This is a genomic window from Natrononativus amylolyticus, from assembly GCF_024362525.1.
GTDB lineage: Archaea > Halobacteriota > Halobacteria > Halobacteriales > Natrialbaceae > Natrononativus > Natrononativus amylolyticus.
In genome coordinates this window covers 371,615-386,772 of sequence record NZ_CP101459.1, presented here as the reverse complement: position 1 = coordinate 386,772, position 15,158 = coordinate 371,615, and the positions used below count along the sequence as shown (strand labels likewise).

Genomic DNA, 15,158 nt, shown 5'->3' with positions numbered 1-15,158 from the left:
CGCAACCAGTGTGCACCACCGATATCGTGGGGTGTTTATATACTCCGGTAAAAATCGCTCCGTAGCGGCACTCTGGAGCGTGAGAACGAGGGTCACACCGCCGACGGCGACGAACCGTCGTCGCACGTGAGGACGACTCGAGTGTCGATCGTCGATCGGTACCGTTCCGCGCGGATCGGGCTACTGTGCGGCCGTCGGAGAGTCGGGTTCGAACGCGTCTCGAGACACGGGGGTGCCACAGATCGCGCACCCGTTCTCGACGAGCGCGTCCCGCATCGAGGCGTTGACCGCGATGGACTGCGAACAGCCCGGACAGACGAAGGTGTAGTCCTCACTGGTGCTCATGATATGTTGTAATACACCCTCCGCTAATAAGTGACGTCCTCTCGTTCCGGGGGTGTGAGAATACCCCCTCGAAACGCTCCGCGCGAGCGGAGTCCGATCGGAGGCGGGGGAGAACAGCCCTGTCGCTGCCGAGGCGTGTTCGAAACTCAGGCGTTCTCGATCCGTTCGGGTGTCGGCTCTCACTCGGAGGCATTCGAGAGCTCACCCCAGTTTCGGACCGCGCCTCCGTACTCTCTCGAGACATCGTCGGCGTCCGACCGCCGGGAGAACGGCAGGTGGTCGGGGCCCATCGCCCCCCGGATCTCGCTGTCGACGACGTAGTAGAGCTCCGTCGCGTCGGCGAAAGCCTCCCTCTCGGCGTGCGTCGAGACGTAGTGGACGCCGTCTCGGTCCTCGAGTTCGTAGTCGACGCTCGAGTAGTCGGTGACGAACACGGCCCGGTCCTCCAGCCCCCGGATCCGCTGCTCGTCGTCGTAGACGAGGAGTTCGGCGACGCTGTCGAAGGCGACCGGACCGTCGCCGCCGTCGGGGCGGCCGTCGTCGTAGAAGATCTGACCGGCGGGGCCGTAGTGATCCTCGACGACCATCCCGCAGACGGCGCACTCGCGGCCGCCGGTCAGGTCGATCGGCTCGGCCGGCGGCGACGAATCGTCGGCGGCGAGACAGCCGGCGAGCCCGCCCGCCGCGGCGGAGGTGATTCCGGCGAGTACGCGCCGTCTCGAGGCCGAGCCGAGCGATCGGTGGCAGTCAGCCCGTCGTGAACGTCGCGACACGATCACACCCTCCGTCGGCCGATGCAGACGGCCGCGAGCGCGATCGGCAGGACGATCCAGGCGAGGAGTGCTCCCACGAGGACGGGCGTCGAGAGCCCGGCGTCGGCGAGCACCGCGGCGAATCCCGCGTCGCCGGCGGCGCCAGTGCTGCCGAGGACGAGTGCCCGAAAGACGCTCGTCGGGTTGGCGAGCAACACCGCCGAGAGGGCGGCGTCGGGCAGCGTGAACGCCGAGAGCACGCCCAGCGCGAGCAGGTCGTGGACGAGGACGAACCAGCCCCACACTAACAGCGACAGCCCGAGCGCGTGGGTCTTCTCGCGAGCCAGCGTCGACAGGAGGACGGCGACGGCGAGAAACGCCAGTCCGAGGGCCACGGCGGCGAGCAGGAACGCGACGTAGGTGTCGAACCCGGCGAGGCCGAACTCGAGCAACAGCAGGCCGCCCGCGATCCCGAAGCCGACGACGGTCGCACTCGCCAGCACGGCGCCCCGACCGAGGGCGGTCCCGACGACGATCCACGCCCGCGAGACCGGCAGGGCGAACAGCGTCTGGAGCCAGCCGCTCTGTTCGCGGCCGACGATCGCGTCGTAGCCGAACGCCAGCGCGACCAGCGGGACGAGGTACACCGCGAGCACGGCGAGGCTCGCGACGGTTCGGTCGAACCCCTCGGGGCTCACGCTCGCGCCGCTGAAGGTCGTCAGCCCCAGCGCGAACGCGGCAAAGATTCCGGTGAGGGCGACCGCCCAGCGGCTTCGCACCGCGAGGCGGTACTCGGAGCCCGCGAGCACCGCGAGCTGGCGGGCGACGACGCCCGATTCCGCCGTCGGCAGCACCGCCGCAATCGCGCCACGTTCGGCGGCCTCGATCGGCTCGGCGGCCTCGAGGTCGCCCTCGTACTCGCTCGTGTACGTCATCGGCTCACCTCCGCCGCCTCGGCGGCGCCCACCGTCCCGGTGGTAACCGTCCCGGCATCGGGCGAATCGTCCAGCGCGCGGTGGAACGCCGCCTCGAGGCCCGGTTCGCGGACCTCGAAGCGCCCGACCAGGTCCGACTCGAGCCGTGAGACGAGGTCGAACGCGAGGTCGCGCTCGCAGGTGACCTCGAGCGCCCCGCCGGTCGCCTCGAGGTCGCCGCCGGCCGCCGTCTCCTCGAGGTACGTCGCGACGGCCTCACGGAGCCGCGGTTTAGCCTCGCCGTCCGGCGCCCACACGCGCACGGTGACGGTGCTGTCGGTGGCACACAGCTCGTCGACCGCTCCGGCCGTTCGGAGCCGGCCATCGTGGAGGACGGCGATCTCGTCGCAGAGGCGCTCGACCTCGTCGAGGACGTGCGAGGAGAGAACGACGGTCGCGTCCGTCTCGCGGCCGATCCGCCGGATGATCTCGTGGAACGCGGACACGCCGCGCGGGTCGAGGCCGGCGGTCGGCTCGTCGAGGACGAGTACCGGGGGTTCCGGGAGCAGCGCGGCGGCAAGGCCGAGCCGTCGCCCCATCCCGTTCGAGTAGCCGGAGACGGCGCGATCGGCGGCGTCGGCCAGACCGACGAGGTCGAGCACCTCGTCGATTCGCTCGCGGCGGTCCTCGAGTCCGCGGATCCGGGCGTGCGTCGAGAGCACCTCTCGGCCGGTCAACGAGGCCGGGAAGCCGCTGTGCTCGGGCAGGAAGCCGACGCGCTCGCGCACGCGATGGCCCGCCTCCTCGACGTCGAGACCGCCGACTTCGATCGTGCCCTCGTCGGGGCGGTCGTGGCCGACCAGTAGCCCGAACAGGGTACTCTTTCCCGCGCCGTTCGTCCCGAGGACGCCGAACGTCGACCCCGACGGTATCGTGAGGGAGAGACCGTCGAGGGCGACGACGTCGCCGTATCGCTTGTGTACGTCAGTGATCGTGATTTTCATAGTAGTCCCTCCAGTTCTCCTGGGGTGGTTCCGAGAGCGGGTGGTGGTCGATCAACCCCGCGGATTCGACGACCGGGAACGAACTCTCGGCGAGTCGGACGGCCTCGAACGCCGGACTGTCGGCGAACACGGCCGCCTGCGGCCGGTCGTGGACCAGCCGCTCGACGGTTCCCGCCGGCTGGTGGCGGATCTCGCTGGTGCCGTCGCCGTCGAGGTCGGCGGCGCGGGCGTCGGACCAGTAGTTCCCGGTCTCGGAGTCGTTCCAGGCGATCTGCGCGTTCGTCGTCGCGAACGCCTGCTCGTCGTTGTCGATGAAGCTGTTGCCGGCGACGACCTCGCCGCTCGAGCCCGCGGTGACGTGGATTCCGACGCGGTTCTCGAGGACGAGATTGTCGACGAGGCGGTTGCCCTGGGCGTTGTAGACGTAGAACCCGTTGCCGTTGGCGACGACCGCGTTCCTGCGCACCTCGCTTCGCTCGACGTCCTTGAGGAGGATGCCGTGGGCGCTCGTGCCGTCGTTGCTCGCCGCCACGTTGTCGACGAGCGTGATGTTCTCCGAAACCATCAGCGCGAAGCCGACGTCGTTGTCGAACGCGACGTTCCCCTCGAGGCGGTTGTCGTTCGAGTACATGTAGTGGACGCCGTAGCGCATCTCCCACAGCGTGTTGTTCTCGGCGTGGACGCGCTCGGCCCACGAGTAGTAGATGCCGTCTCTGACCGCCGTGACGTGGTTGTCGCGCAGGACGGCGTCGTCGGCGTCCCAGAGGTGGATGCCGTTGCCGCGGTCGGTCAGCGGGAAGACGTCCTCCCGGCCGGCGATCGTCGACTCCTCGACGGTGACGCCCTCGACGCCGTTGACCCAGATACCGTAGCTGACCTCGGTCAGCCGGACGTCCGTGATCGTCGCCGCCGAGCCGTTGACGAAGATCCCGGCGTGCTCGCCGCCGCGGTCGTGGCCGGTGTCGCGGATCCAGACGCCCTCGACCGTAACGTCCGGGGCCTCGAGCGCGACGACGGTACCCTCGCCGCCGCCGTCGATCACAGCGCCATCCCCGTCGGCGGCGGCGAGCGTCAGCCCGGCCGTGTCGACGGTGACGTGTTCGTCGAACCGGCCCTCGAGGACGACCGTCTCGCCCGGTTCGGCGGCGTCGACCGCCGCCTGCACGGAGTCGAAGCGGTCGTCGCCGACGGTCGCGATTCCGGGTTCGGTCGGCTCGTCGACGTCGTGGACGTCCGGGAGGTCCGGCGACCAGTCGGCGGCGCTCTCGGACGTCGCGGGGCCGCTCGTCGCGGCGACGATCGCCGTCACGAGGAGCACCGCGAGCACGACCGCCGCCGCCCCGGCGAACCACGCCTCGAGTCGCGTCACGGCCGATCACCTCTCGCCTCGAGCGCGTCCCGTTCGGTCGGCGACGCCCGCTCGAGTCGCACGTCGGTGTCACGGTCGCTCCGGGCGGCTTCGACGCGCGCGGCGTCGACGTCGGGATCGGTTGGCGGGTGTGCGGGCCGCCCGTCGTTCGATTCGTCACCGCCTCCGCGGAGGCGACCCACGAGGCGGTCGCGGATCGAGCGGACCAGCGCCGGGACGTCCCGGACCGTCGCCTCGGAGTCCCGAAGGAAGAAGGCGACGACGAGCAGCCCGATCGCGGCCACCGTCAGGTAGCCGCCCGGACCGAACCAGGCGGTGCCGCTGATGTTCGCCACCTCGTAGGGGCCGAGAACCGGCGGCGTGAAGCCGTCGACGCCCCGCAACGGTGCGTTCGGGTCGAGCGAGTGCCCGGTCTGGTAGAGCCGGTACTGGATGACCGCGAACATACCGCCGAAGACGGCGACGGTCCCGAGGAGCTGGCAGGTCAGGCCCAGCTTGAGCTTCCGGACGGTGGGTGCCAGCGCGACGAACACGCCCGTCGCGGCCACCGCGACGAACGGGAGCGGACCGAACGACCACTCGGGGACGGCGACGGCGTTCTCGTGAACCTCGTAGTTGGGCTCGAGCAGCACCGGGTCCGGGAAGTAGAAGCCGACGTACCGGTTGAGCAGTTGCACCTCGGCGTACTCGCCGCCGAGTCGCGGGTAGGCGTACAGTTCGACCGGCAGCGCCCGACCGGGGTACTGCGGGGCCGTCAGCGTGATCCGCCACATCGGTAACGCGATGGCGATCAGCAACAGCGCCGCCGCTAGCAGCGGAAGGGCCCGCCGGAGTTCGGTCAGGCGCGAGGCGATCGTCGCGAGTCGTCCGGAGCGGGCCATCGGCGATCAGTCCTCCGGTTCGACCAGCAGCCGCGAGCGCATCTCGAGGTGGAGCGCGCTGCAGAAGTACGCGCAGTAGATCCAGTAGACGCCCGGCTTGTCGGCCGTGAACGTCACCTTTCGCGTCTCCTGCGGCGCGGTCTTGACGTTGATGTCGTACTGCGGGATCGCCAGCGAGTGGACGATGTTCTCGCTGGTTTCGACGTTCGTCGTCGTGATCTCGACCTCGTCACCCTCCTGGACCGTGATGTCCTGGAAGCCGAAGCGGTTTCGCTGGTTGATCATTCTGACTTCCACCCGACCGTCCTCGCGGGTGATGTCGTCCTCGCCCGCGCCGACTGGCTCGAGCGCGAGGTCGTCGGGGTCGTACACCGTCTCGGGGTTGATGTTGTCCCGGTGGACGATCGTCGCGTCGTGTGGTTCGGGGTAGGTTGGCGTGTCCTTGACGAGTTGCATTCCCTCCTCGTCGTCGCCGATGTAGATCAGCTGATCGTTGACGGGGAACGTTGGCCCGACGGGGAGGAACCGGTCGAGAGACTGTTTGTTCAGCGAGATCAGCCAGTCACCCTTCGGATCGGACGAGAACGACTGTGAGGCGTTCAGGTGACCTGGGTTGTAGTGGACGTCGATCTTGTCGACGATAGCGTCGGTGCTGCCGGGTTCGGACTCGACAGCCGTTTCGATGTCCCACTTGACGACCTGCGAGTCGATGAACAGCGACGTGTAGGCGTGGCCGCGGTCGTCGTAGCGGGTGTGCAGCGGCCCCATCCCGACTTCGGGCTGGCCGACAATGGCGTCGGTCGGGTCGTCGACCTCGCCGAGGAGGTCGAGTTCCATGATCGTACACGTGTTGTCGAGTTTTCCGGACGCGATGGCGTACTTTCCGTCGGGCGTGACGGTCACACCGTGGGGGTTCGAGGGGACGTCGACGTAGCGGACGATCGGCCGGTCGCCGTCGTTGAGCGGGCTCTCCTTCGTCCCGTCGATGACCGGCACCTCGTTTACCTCCTCGTAGTCGCCGGCCTCGAGGGCGTCTTCGATGGCCGGCATGTCGAAGGCGGTGACCCAGTCCATATCCGCCTGGGTCATATCCGCCTCGGTAACGCCCTCCTCGCTGTTGTAGGAAGTCGAGAAGAACCAGCGTCCATTCTTTCCGGAGTCGCCGTTGTCGAGGTTGCCGGAGACTTTCACGTCGAAGACGGGGTTCATCGTCTCGGGGTCGACCGCCGAGAGCACCGAGGTGTACTCGCTCGGGTCGTCGACGTCGCGGCCGTCGTTCGGCATCGGCACGCGGAACTCGCCGACGCCGAAGATGTACTTCGTGTCGGGCATCAGCGCGCAGGCGCCGTGGGTTCCCTGCTGATTCGGCAGGTTCACGATGGCGTCGGTCTCGAAGTACTTCAGGTCGATCCGCGCCAGTCGGCCGTTGGCCTTGTCGTTGACGAACAGCCACCGGCCGTCGTACTCGTTGTCCGTCTGGCTCACGCGGGGGTGGTGGACGTCACCCCAGGTGTAGCCGCCGGCGTCCTCGAGCATCTCGCGGGTCTCGTCGTCGTAGCCGTAGCCCTGCGCGCCCTCGAGGTTGAACACCGGGATGCGCATGAGGCTGCGCATCGAGGGGACGCCGTACACGCGCACCTCGCCGGAGTGACCCCCGGAGAAGAACGCGTAGTACTCGTCGAGTTCGCCCGGCGGGACCTCGTGGTCGAGCGTCCCGCTCGCGGCGGCCGTCGTTTCGTCTGCCTCGAGAAGTCCCGTACAGCCGGCAAGCGACGTCAGGGCACCGGTGGCGACACCGGCTTTCATGAAATCGCGGCGCGGGATCCGTGCGAACAGCGGATCGCGGTCGTCTTCGTCCGTCGTCGGTACCGCCCCACCATCAGTGTGTGTGTTGGTCATGGGTTGATCGGGGAACGGGCAGTCCGGTTGCCCTGTCTCCACGACTGGTTCTTCGGACACTGCCACTATATGGGGGGTATCTGAATCCCTGAGTGTGAGAAGACGTCCGTACATGTTCGGAGGAAACGGGAGGTGAGGTCCGAACGCCCACCGCGCACCACTAGCTTCAAGGCGACGCACACCGACGTTCCGGTGAAACGCATGTCGTCGGGAATTCGAGCAACGGTGAAGGTTTCGACGGCGGACGAGTGTCCGATCGCCCGGTTCTCGAGAACCACCGAGACGACGATCAACCAGGTCTCGACGAGCGTCTCGAGCGCCGACGAGACGGACGGGACGACCGAGTTCCTTGCCGAAACGGACCACGAGGTGGACGGCCCGGTGACGGGACCGGTGTTCTCCTACGGCACGACGAACGTCTACCGGCGGTCACACGACGGCGAGGATCGCTGTCCGTGTGCGTCCCTTGGCGCGTTCGGCTGTCCCGTCCACCGGTACGTCGCCGCCGACGGCGACGTGACCCTTGTTTTCCACGCGGCGGACTTCGAGCAGTTACAGGACGTGATGGGGGAGTTCCAGGATCGCTTCTCCAGCGTCGACGTCCAGAGCCTGCTCCAGCCCCCGCTCGAGGGCACGCCGGAAGAACGGATCTTCGTCAACCGGGGCAAGCTCACGGACCGCCAACTCGAGGTGTTACAGACGGCCTACAACCGCGGATACTTCGAGCGGCCGAAGGGTGCGAACGCGACGGAGGTCGCCGAAGAGCTCGGAATCACGCAGTCGACGTTCACCGAACACCTGGTCGCCGCACAGCGGAAGATCTTCGAGGACGTCCTCGAGGCCGACACGTAGTGCGTCGCCGGTCTGCGGTGGTCCCGACGCGATTTGCCGGCGTAATCACTGTCGCCTGAGTTCACCGACGGCGACGCGCGCAGTTCTTCGGCGCGTCCGCCACCGTATCCAGCAGTATTATGCCTGTTGTTAGCGTACAGCATATACCTTCCAGTCCGCACTCGCGTCGTGACCGAGAGTGCGACGGGGCGTACCACGATCGGAATCGCGGTCCACCGACGGAAGAGGTGAAAACATGACCGACAGAGACTATACTGACGTTACGAGGAGCCAACAGGAGACGTGGTCCGCGGGAGATTTCAACGAAATCGCGCGCCAGAACGTCGTCATGGCGGAGGCGCTGTGCGAGACGGTCGATCCCCACCCCGGACAGCGCGTGCTGGACGTGGCCTGCGGGAGCGGGACGGCGGCGCTGGTCGCGGAGCGGCGCTACTGCGAGGTTTCGGGCATCGACTACGTCCCCGGATTGATCGAACGTGCGACGGCGCGTGCACGGGCGAACGGGCAATCCGTCGATTTTCGCGTCGGCGACGCCCAGGACCTGCCGTTCCCCGACGACAGTTTCGACGCGGTGCTCTCGGTGTACGGAGTGCAGTTTGCACCCGACCAGGAGCGAGCGGCGAGCGAGTTGCTTCGCGTGTGCAAACCGGGCGGGACGATCGGCCTGGCGAGTCCGGTTCCCGAGGGGTGGAGCGGCGACTGGTTCGCCGTCCACGCACGGTACGCTCCACCGCCGCCTGACGTCCAGTCGCCGCTCCTGTGGGGAACGGACGACAGACTCGAGGAGTTACTCGGCTCCGGCACCCGCTCGATCGAGAGCGAACGACGGACGGCGCTTCAGTACTACCGGTCGATCGACCACGCGGTGTCGGTGTTCAGCACCTACTTCGGACCGACGATCCGCGCGCTCGAGTTGAGCGATCCGAAGACGCGAGAACGCCTTCGGGACGACCTCGAGGACGTGTTTACCCGCTACAATCGCACGTCCGACGGAACTGCGATCGTCGAAAACCGGTACCTCGAGACGACCGCAGTGTGCGCGTGAGCCCTCGAGCGGCGCAGAGAGGCTCGTCCTCGCTCGCCACGGCGAAGTTCGGGCGGGCCGTCAGGGCCGTCAGTCCCGCGAGCCGCCTCACTCGAGGCAGCGGTGTCGATCGCAACCGGAATCGCTCGGCCATAGTAGAATAGTTTAACGTCCCGGGCTCATTCACTCGACCTAGGACTATGTCACTTGCCGAGGAAACCGAAATGACGGCGGCGGAAATCGATGCCTTTCTCGGCCGTCACGAAACGGGCGTACTGGCGCTTGCAGACGCCGATACGCCGTACGCGATCCCGATCTCGTACGGCTACGACAACGCGGAGACGGTTTTCTACATGCGGCTGGTTTCGACGCCCGAAAGCGAGAAGCGCCAGTTCCTGGCCTCCTCGCCGCGGGCACGGCTCGTCGTCTACGAGGAGGACGACGCGGGGCGAACCTATCGGAGCGTCGTCGCCGTCGGCGCCCTCGAGGAGATCGCACCGGAGGAACTCACCGTCGAGCACATCGAACAGTACGGCGCGGCGAAGCGGCCGCTGTTCGAGATCTGGGGACAGTCGAAACAGGACCTCAACATCAAGCTCTACGAGTTCGAGCCGACGGAGCTGAGCGGCCGGTACACCGAGATCGACCGCGGCGGAACCGACGAGTAAGCCGAGCCGGCCCCGTCGTCGTTCTTCGTCCCGGCGGACCACTCACTCGAGAGTCACTGCGCCGTAAAATCCGCCCGAGACACGGACGTCCCGCAGACCGGACAGCCGTGGGTCAGCGTCGCCTCACGAATCGGGGTGTTGACGTCGATCTGTTGCCCGCACTCCGGGCAGGTGAACTCGTACTCGGCCATGACTCTCGTTTGTGTGCCTCCGAATAAAGAGACTACCCCCATCCACGAGAGGTGTGACCCAAGATATGCGGGGACGTTTATACGCCGCGGAGATCGGGAACGCTTCAGCGGCGCCACTCACCGCGCCGGGACGTCCGTCCCCGCCGCCCCGTCGTCGCGAGCGGTCTCGAGTCGGCCGTGGAAATCGAGCACCAGCACGCCCTCGGAGGTGACCAGCAGCGGATTGACCTCGAACTCCGCGAGCGCCGGAGCGTCGACGGCCAGCCAGGAGAGCCGGACGAGCGCGTCGGAGAGCGCGTCAGCGTCGACGGCGTCGCCTCCGCGTACCCCCTCGAGGAGGGAGTCGACGCCCGCCGCGCGGACGAGGGCCCGGGCGTCACCCGTCGAGAGCGGCGCGAGCGCGTGGGACACCGCCGCGTGGTGCTCGACGAGGACGCCGCCGAGGCCGAACGTGACGAGGGGGCCGAACCGGGGGTGGCGCGTCAGGCCGACGAGACACTCCACGCCCTCGGGAGCCATCTCCTGGATCTGTACGCCCTTGTTCCGCGCGTCGGGGGCGTCGTCCGGACCGTTTCGAACAGCTCCATACAGACGTCGCCGACCGCCTCGGCCGGCACGTCGACCTCGACGCGCCTCGAGTGAACGACCGCACCCTCGGGCGTCGGGACCCCGTAGGCCTCGAGGAGATCCATCGCCTCGCCGCCGAGGGCGACGCCGCGGGCGATCACCTGCCTGCAGAGCTCCGTTCCGGCCGCGGGAGAAGCGCCGTCCGCGAGCGTTACCGTGGCCGTATCGACCGCCGGCGTGTAGATCGCGACGCCGACGAGGCGACCGTCCGCGACGGCGGTGAGCCTCCGCGCCGTCGACGCTGGCGCCGGTACTCCGTCTCCGGGCTCGCTGCCGTCGCTCAGTTCGGTTCGTATCGGCGCCTCGCCGCCGGCGTAGACGGTGTAGGTCGTTCCGTCCACGGCGACGTACCGCGGATACCGCGGCGGACAGTCGGGACTGCCCGAACAGTCGGACGGGCGCCAGATCGGGCAGGTGTACTCTGAGCTCATGGGGGATCGTTCGTGTACCGTTTCGTCCGTGGCTGCATGGGCGTGCGTTCGAACATATTCATGTGTCAGTTACGCTCGCGCCGCGGGTGCCAGCTGAGCGTCGTCCGCGATCGGCGAAGACAGCGGCAGGTGCATCTCGAGTTCGCCCGCGTGGCGGTCGACGACCTCGAAGCCGAGCTTCCGGTAGACCGCGACAGCCGGCTTGTTCCGGCCGTCGACGTAGAGGACGAGCCGTTCGCGGCCAGTCGCCGCAGCGTGTGCGATCGCGTGGGTGACCAGCTCGGTGCCGAGCCCGCGGCCGTGGAACTCCTGGTGGACGTAGACGAGTAACTCGGGAGCCGGATCGCCGTCCGGGACGTAGCCCACGTGGCCGGCGATCCGATCGCGGTCGCGGGTCCAGGCGACCAGATTCGTTCCTCGATCGTGGGAGCGCTCGAGCCAGTCGCGAATCGCCGACTCGGCCAGCGGCGGCAGCCCCATCGCGCGGGACCCGGGGTCGAACGTGCGGTACATCGAGACGAGGACGTCGACGCCCTCGTCCTCGAGGGGCAAGATCAGGTACGCGTCGCCGTCTCTGTCGACGAACTGGGGACACCGCGGCGGACAGTACGGCGTCCCGTCGCAGCCGTCGGCCGTCCAGAGCCCGCAGGCGTTGGTGGTCATGACTGGGTAGACGTACGCGGCCGACCCGAATCGTCGTTCGCCCGATCATGAGTGGGGGATTTATATTGGCCGCGGCGAGCGGCGTCGATGCGAACGATGCCACGAACGGGTGTGTCGTTGCGCTCGCGGTAGACGATCCGGTAGCCCTCGGTTCCTCATTGCTGAGAACTGTGCCTTATTTATTTCACGCTTCAAATCCATACACCTCACTGAGGAGACACGACAATGGCAAAACAACCGGCGGAACAGACGCTCCACTCGGAGCTCATGGGTCGCGAAGTGACGTTCAACTACTCGGAGACCTGGCTGGCGTACTCGATGCTCGGCCTTCGGCTCGTGATGGCCTGGGTGTTCTTACAGGCGGGGCTCGAGAAACTGCTCGAGGGCGGGGTCGGCGATCCACTGGCCTGGTCGTCGGCCGGGTTCTTACAGAACGCCGTCGCCGAGGCGAATCCGCTTCACGGTCTGTTCCTGACGTTCGCCGACTACGCGGCGATCGTCGATCCGCTGGTGATCTTCGGACAGATCCTGATCGGACTGGCGCTCCTGTTCGGCGTGTTCTTCCGGTTCGCCGCGATGATGGGAGCGCTCCAGATGCTGTTCTTCTGGACGGCCGCCTGGCAGGGCGGGCTGGCGGAGGGATTCCCCGTCGAGAACGGCTACGTCATCGACAGCTCGTTCGTGTACATGCTGTTGCTGTTCGGTCTCGGCGCGTGGGGCGCGGGCCGACTCCTCGGCGTCGATCGCCGGCTCGAGGAGACCCAGCTAGTGAGGGATAACCCGTGGCTCCGCTACCTCCTGGGCTAGCGGGACCCCCGCTCGAGGGACCGACCCCGTCAGGTTGTCACTTTTTGCGTGCGCGTCGGCGAAGTAGCGGTAGCGGGTGCCTTGCATGTCCAGGTCGGCGGCTGAACGGCGATTCCTGGGCCGCGGGAATGTGGGTATCCGCTCATGGGTGAGTCGCCCTATCGTTCAGACATAAGGAGACGACCGAACATGTCCACTACTACCGACAACAGACTCGAAAGCCGCTACGCGGGAATCACACTCGAAGGCCACCCCCACGCCCTGACGGCGTGGTTCGTCGTCACGCTACGATTACTGCTGGGCGGCATGATACTGTTCGCCGGACTCGGTAAACTCGCGATCGTCAGCGGCGAACCGTTCGACGCTAGCGGCTTCCTGGTCCACGGCGTCGACCCCGCCAGTCCAGTCAGCGGTCTCTACGCAACCATGGCGAGCAGCGCAGTCTTCCTCGAGGTGATCAACGTCGTGATCCCGGTGACGCAGGTCCTGATCGGCGTCGCGTTGCTCGTCGGCGGCTTCCTCCGCCTGGCCGCGCTGGGCGGCGCGCTCCAGATGTCGGCGTTCTACCTCGGCGGGTGGGAGGGCGACGTCCTGGCGCTGTTCGACTCGACGCTGATCTACGCCGTGTTGTTCCTGGCCCTGGCGGCGTTCGGGGCCGGACGGATCCTCGGCGTCGACCGCTACATCGAACAACTCCAGGTCGGCCAGCAGACGCTGGTCGAGAAGTACCCGAAGCTGCGGTACGTCCTCGGCTAAGCGACGTCACTCCGTTCTTCGGCCTCTTTCTTCATCTCTCGTCACGCTCACCGATTGCACTGATTCCTCTCGGCGGAACGGCTCGAGTCCCCGAACCGGCGTGAATCGACGTTCCGAGAACCGGCGGAACACGTTCGGCACGACCTACACGGAACCGGCCGCCGTCCGTCCACTCGAGAAGCCGAATGAACCCCTTCGTTCCCCGCCGCGCCGACCGAGACGACCAGTTCGACGAGTGGGACGCCTTCGTTCCCGATCACCTCCCTGAACCAGGGCCCTTCCTCGAGCGTCACGACCTCCTCGAGGGGGCGGCCCACGTCGCGTTTCACGCCGTGACCCGCGACCTGTTCGAGGAACGCGGCGTCTACGACGCCACCTTCGGCTACAATCTCGCCCGACTCAACCTCGACCGCCGACACCCCGACGCCGGCTACCGGTACGCACTCGAGAGCGAGCCGGCGGTGCTGCGCGCGGAGTTCACGCCGACGACGCCGTTCTGCCCGCAGGCGGACGCCCTGACGAAGGGGTCGTTCCGGGCGTGGAACGGCCTCGCCGACCGCCACGAGTACGACCTCGTTCGGGTGCGCGTCCACCCGATGCACTTCCAGGCGACGGTGATCAACGACGTCCTCGAGCGGGAGGAGCACCGGCTGGCCGAGTCCGGAACGCTCGAGCCATCGAAGTCGAGGGAGGCGCCGATCTGAGCGGACGGGAACGTGTCGAACGGGGAGAGCGTTTACGTGGCTCGCCCGCGAGGTGGTGAGCGATGACCTCGGCGACCGTCACCCGCTGGTCGCGGGCGTTCGTAGCGGCCGGCGTCCTGTTCTTCGTCGCCTGGCAGCTCGCGGTCGTGGCGGGGAGCGGCCGCCGACTCGCCATCGTCCTCGGGCTGTACGGGTTCGTCTTCCACGTCGTATTCGGGAAGGCCTACGCCCTGATTCCGTCGTACTTCGCCCGCTCGCTCGCGTTTCCCCGCGCGCCAGCCGTCCACCTGCCCCTGGCGCTCCTCGGGACGGCGGGGCTCGCCGCTGACTCGATCGGGGTCGGGCCACCACAGGCCGGCTCGCTCGGAGCCGGCCTCTGGCTGGGCGGCTGTCTGGTCTTCGTCGGCGCGATCGGCTGGACCGTCCGCGACAACCTCCTCGGAGGCGAGACGGGAACCGGCGAGGCGAACGCCCACCGCCGGCGCGTCGATCGCCTCGCCAACGCGTTTGTCCCCGTCGTCGTGGCCTACCTGCTGGCCGGTTCGGCGGTTCCCGTCCTCGAGTCGGTCGGGTTCGACCCGTCCCCGCTTCCTGCGGGCGGTCCGGCGGCGACCCACCTTCTCGCCGCGGGGGCGGGCGCGTTGCTCGTGTTCGCGATCGGGTTTCGGCTGCTCCCGCGGTTTCTGGTGACGACGCCACGATTCGCACTCGTCGCGCTCGTCCTCCCTGCGGGGGCGCTCGCGCCCGCGCTTCTCGCGACCGACTTCCTCGGCGGGGCGACGTTCCGCATCGGGGCGGTGCTCCAGGCGGTCGCGATCGGGGGATTCGCGGTCGCTTACGCCGACATGTTTTATCGAAGCGAGCGCCGCCGCGTCGGCTTCTACGCCGTCCTCGCCGGCGCGCTCTGCGGGGTCGCCGCGGTGGGCCTCGGGCTCACGTTCGCGTTCGGCGAGTTCGCCGCCGGCGCGTTCGACGCCCACTACCGCCTGGCGCTGGCGGGCTTTCTCGGATTGACCATCGTTGGCGTGAGCTACCAGTTCTATCCGCCCGCGATCGGAACGACGCCGGGCGTCGGCGACCGAACGGCCCACCTCTCGACCGGATTACTGGTCGGCGGGCTCACGCTCGAGGCGGCCGGCCTCCTGCGACGAGCGCCCGACCTCGAGCGGGGCGGCTCGCTGCTCGTCCTCACCGGGGCGGCGCTGTACGCCTTCGTCGTGCTGGCGGTGTTCCTCGAGCGGCGGTAACAGAAGCGCGAGAGGGGCCGTCCG

At 67.9% G+C, this 15,158-nt stretch carries 18 protein-coding genes; 7 read left to right on the top strand and 11 right to left on the bottom strand.

Going from position 1 to position 15,158, the window contains the following annotated elements:
• Positions 1-180: 180 nt before the first annotated feature.
• From NMQ11_RS17180 to nosZ, 7 genes are all read right to left on the bottom strand, one after another.
• Positions 181-345, bottom strand: coding sequence for a DUF7560 family zinc ribbon protein (locus NMQ11_RS17180; protein WP_255170920.1), 165 nt, complete (start codon positions 343-345; stop codon positions 181-183).
• A gap of 179 nt (positions 346-524) precedes the next feature.
• Positions 525-1,118, bottom strand: coding sequence for a nitrous oxide reductase accessory protein NosL (locus NMQ11_RS17175; protein WP_255170919.1), 594 nt, complete (start codon positions 1,116-1,118; stop codon positions 525-527).
• 2 nt (positions 1,119-1,120) lie between these two features.
• Positions 1,121-2,032 carry an ABC transporter permease gene (locus NMQ11_RS17170; RefSeq protein ID WP_255170918.1) on the bottom strand — a complete coding sequence of 304 codons (912 nt, stop codon included), beginning with the start codon at positions 2,030-2,032 and terminating at the stop codon, positions 1,121-1,123.
• Entirely contained in the window at positions 2,029-3,015 is a 987-nt protein-coding gene (locus tag NMQ11_RS17165) for an ABC transporter ATP-binding protein (protein WP_255171576.1), read from the bottom strand. The genes NMQ11_RS17170 and NMQ11_RS17165 overlap by 4 nt, the downstream gene beginning before the upstream one ends.
• Entirely contained in the window at positions 2,996-4,384 is a 1,389-nt protein-coding gene (nosD, locus tag NMQ11_RS17160; RefSeq protein WP_255171575.1) for a nitrous oxide reductase family maturation protein NosD, read from the bottom strand. Before nosD ends, NMQ11_RS17165 begins: the two co-directional genes overlap by 20 nt.
• Positions 4,381-5,265, bottom strand: a complete 885-nt coding sequence (locus NMQ11_RS17155) for a hypothetical protein (RefSeq protein WP_255171574.1) — start codon at positions 5,263-5,265, stop codon at positions 4,381-4,383. The genes nosD and NMQ11_RS17155 overlap by 4 nt, the downstream gene beginning before the upstream one ends.
• A gap of 6 nt (positions 5,266-5,271) precedes the next feature.
• Positions 5,272-7,164: a TAT-dependent nitrous-oxide reductase gene (gene nosZ / locus NMQ11_RS17150; protein ID WP_255171573.1), complete on the bottom strand. Its 1,893-nt coding sequence runs from the start codon at positions 7,162-7,164 to the stop codon at positions 5,272-5,274.
• Between the two features lie 201 nt (positions 7,165-7,365).
• Between nosZ and NMQ11_RS17145 the strand changes: the two genes are divergently transcribed.
• From NMQ11_RS17145 to NMQ11_RS17135, 3 genes are all read left to right on the top strand, one after another.
• Positions 7,366-8,016 (top strand): helix-turn-helix domain-containing protein, encoded by a 651-nt coding sequence (locus NMQ11_RS17145; protein ID WP_255171572.1) that lies wholly within the window; start codon positions 7,366-7,368, stop codon positions 8,014-8,016.
• Positions 8,017-8,251: 235 nt separating this feature from the next.
• Positions 8,252-9,061, top strand: coding sequence for a class I SAM-dependent methyltransferase (locus NMQ11_RS17140; protein WP_255171571.1), 810 nt, complete (start codon positions 8,252-8,254; stop codon positions 9,059-9,061).
• Positions 9,062-9,240: 179 nt separating this feature from the next.
• Positions 9,241-9,708 carry a pyridoxamine 5'-phosphate oxidase family protein gene (locus NMQ11_RS17135; protein ID WP_255171570.1) on the top strand — a complete coding sequence of 156 codons (468 nt, stop codon included), beginning with the start codon at positions 9,241-9,243 and terminating at the stop codon, positions 9,706-9,708.
• A gap of 53 nt (positions 9,709-9,761) precedes the next feature.
• Here the strand turns inward: NMQ11_RS17135 and NMQ11_RS17130 are convergent, their stop codons facing one another.
• The 4 genes from NMQ11_RS17130 to NMQ11_RS17115 all read right to left on the bottom strand — a co-directional run bounded on the left by NMQ11_RS17130 (position 9,762) and on the right by NMQ11_RS17115 (position 11,620).
• Complete coding sequence (locus tag NMQ11_RS17130; protein ID WP_255171569.1) at positions 9,762-9,899, bottom strand: DUF7560 family zinc ribbon protein; 138 nt, start codon at positions 9,897-9,899, stop codon at positions 9,762-9,764.
• Between the two features lie 117 nt (positions 9,900-10,016).
• On the bottom strand, positions 10,017-10,418 hold the full coding sequence (locus NMQ11_RS17125; protein ID WP_255171568.1) for an acetate--CoA ligase family protein: 402 nt from the start codon (positions 10,416-10,418) through the stop codon (positions 10,017-10,019).
• Positions 10,382-10,957 carry a hypothetical protein gene (locus NMQ11_RS17120; protein WP_255171567.1) on the bottom strand — a complete coding sequence of 192 codons (576 nt, stop codon included), beginning with the start codon at positions 10,955-10,957 and terminating at the stop codon, positions 10,382-10,384. Before NMQ11_RS17120 ends, NMQ11_RS17125 begins: the two co-directional genes overlap by 37 nt.
• A 69-nt stretch (positions 10,958-11,026) precedes the next feature.
• Complete coding sequence (locus tag NMQ11_RS17115; protein ID WP_255171566.1) at positions 11,027-11,620, bottom strand: GNAT family N-acetyltransferase; 594 nt, start codon at positions 11,618-11,620, stop codon at positions 11,027-11,029.
• Between the two features lie 225 nt (positions 11,621-11,845).
• On the opposite strand from NMQ11_RS17115, the gene NMQ11_RS17110 reads away from it, so the two are divergent.
• The 4 genes from NMQ11_RS17110 to NMQ11_RS17095 all read left to right on the top strand — a co-directional run bounded on the left by NMQ11_RS17110 (position 11,846) and on the right by NMQ11_RS17095 (position 15,134).
• Entirely contained in the window at positions 11,846-12,427 is a 582-nt protein-coding gene (locus NMQ11_RS17110; RefSeq protein ID WP_255171565.1) for a DoxX family protein, read from the top strand.
• Positions 12,428-12,616: 189 nt separating this feature from the next.
• The gene (locus tag NMQ11_RS17105) at positions 12,617-13,183 is read left to right on the top strand and encodes a DoxX family protein (protein ID WP_255171564.1); all 567 of its coding nucleotides are present in this window, start codon (positions 12,617-12,619) and stop codon (positions 13,181-13,183) included.
• A gap of 185 nt (positions 13,184-13,368) precedes the next feature.
• Positions 13,369-13,887 carry a DUF7998 family protein gene (locus tag NMQ11_RS17100; RefSeq protein WP_255171563.1) on the top strand — a complete coding sequence of 173 codons (519 nt, stop codon included), beginning with the start codon at positions 13,369-13,371 and terminating at the stop codon, positions 13,885-13,887.
• A 62-nt stretch (positions 13,888-13,949) separates the two neighbouring features.
• Positions 13,950-15,134, top strand: a complete 1,185-nt coding sequence (locus tag NMQ11_RS17095) for a hypothetical protein (RefSeq protein WP_255171562.1) — start codon at positions 13,950-13,952, stop codon at positions 15,132-15,134.
• Positions 15,135-15,158 lie beyond the last annotated feature (24 nt).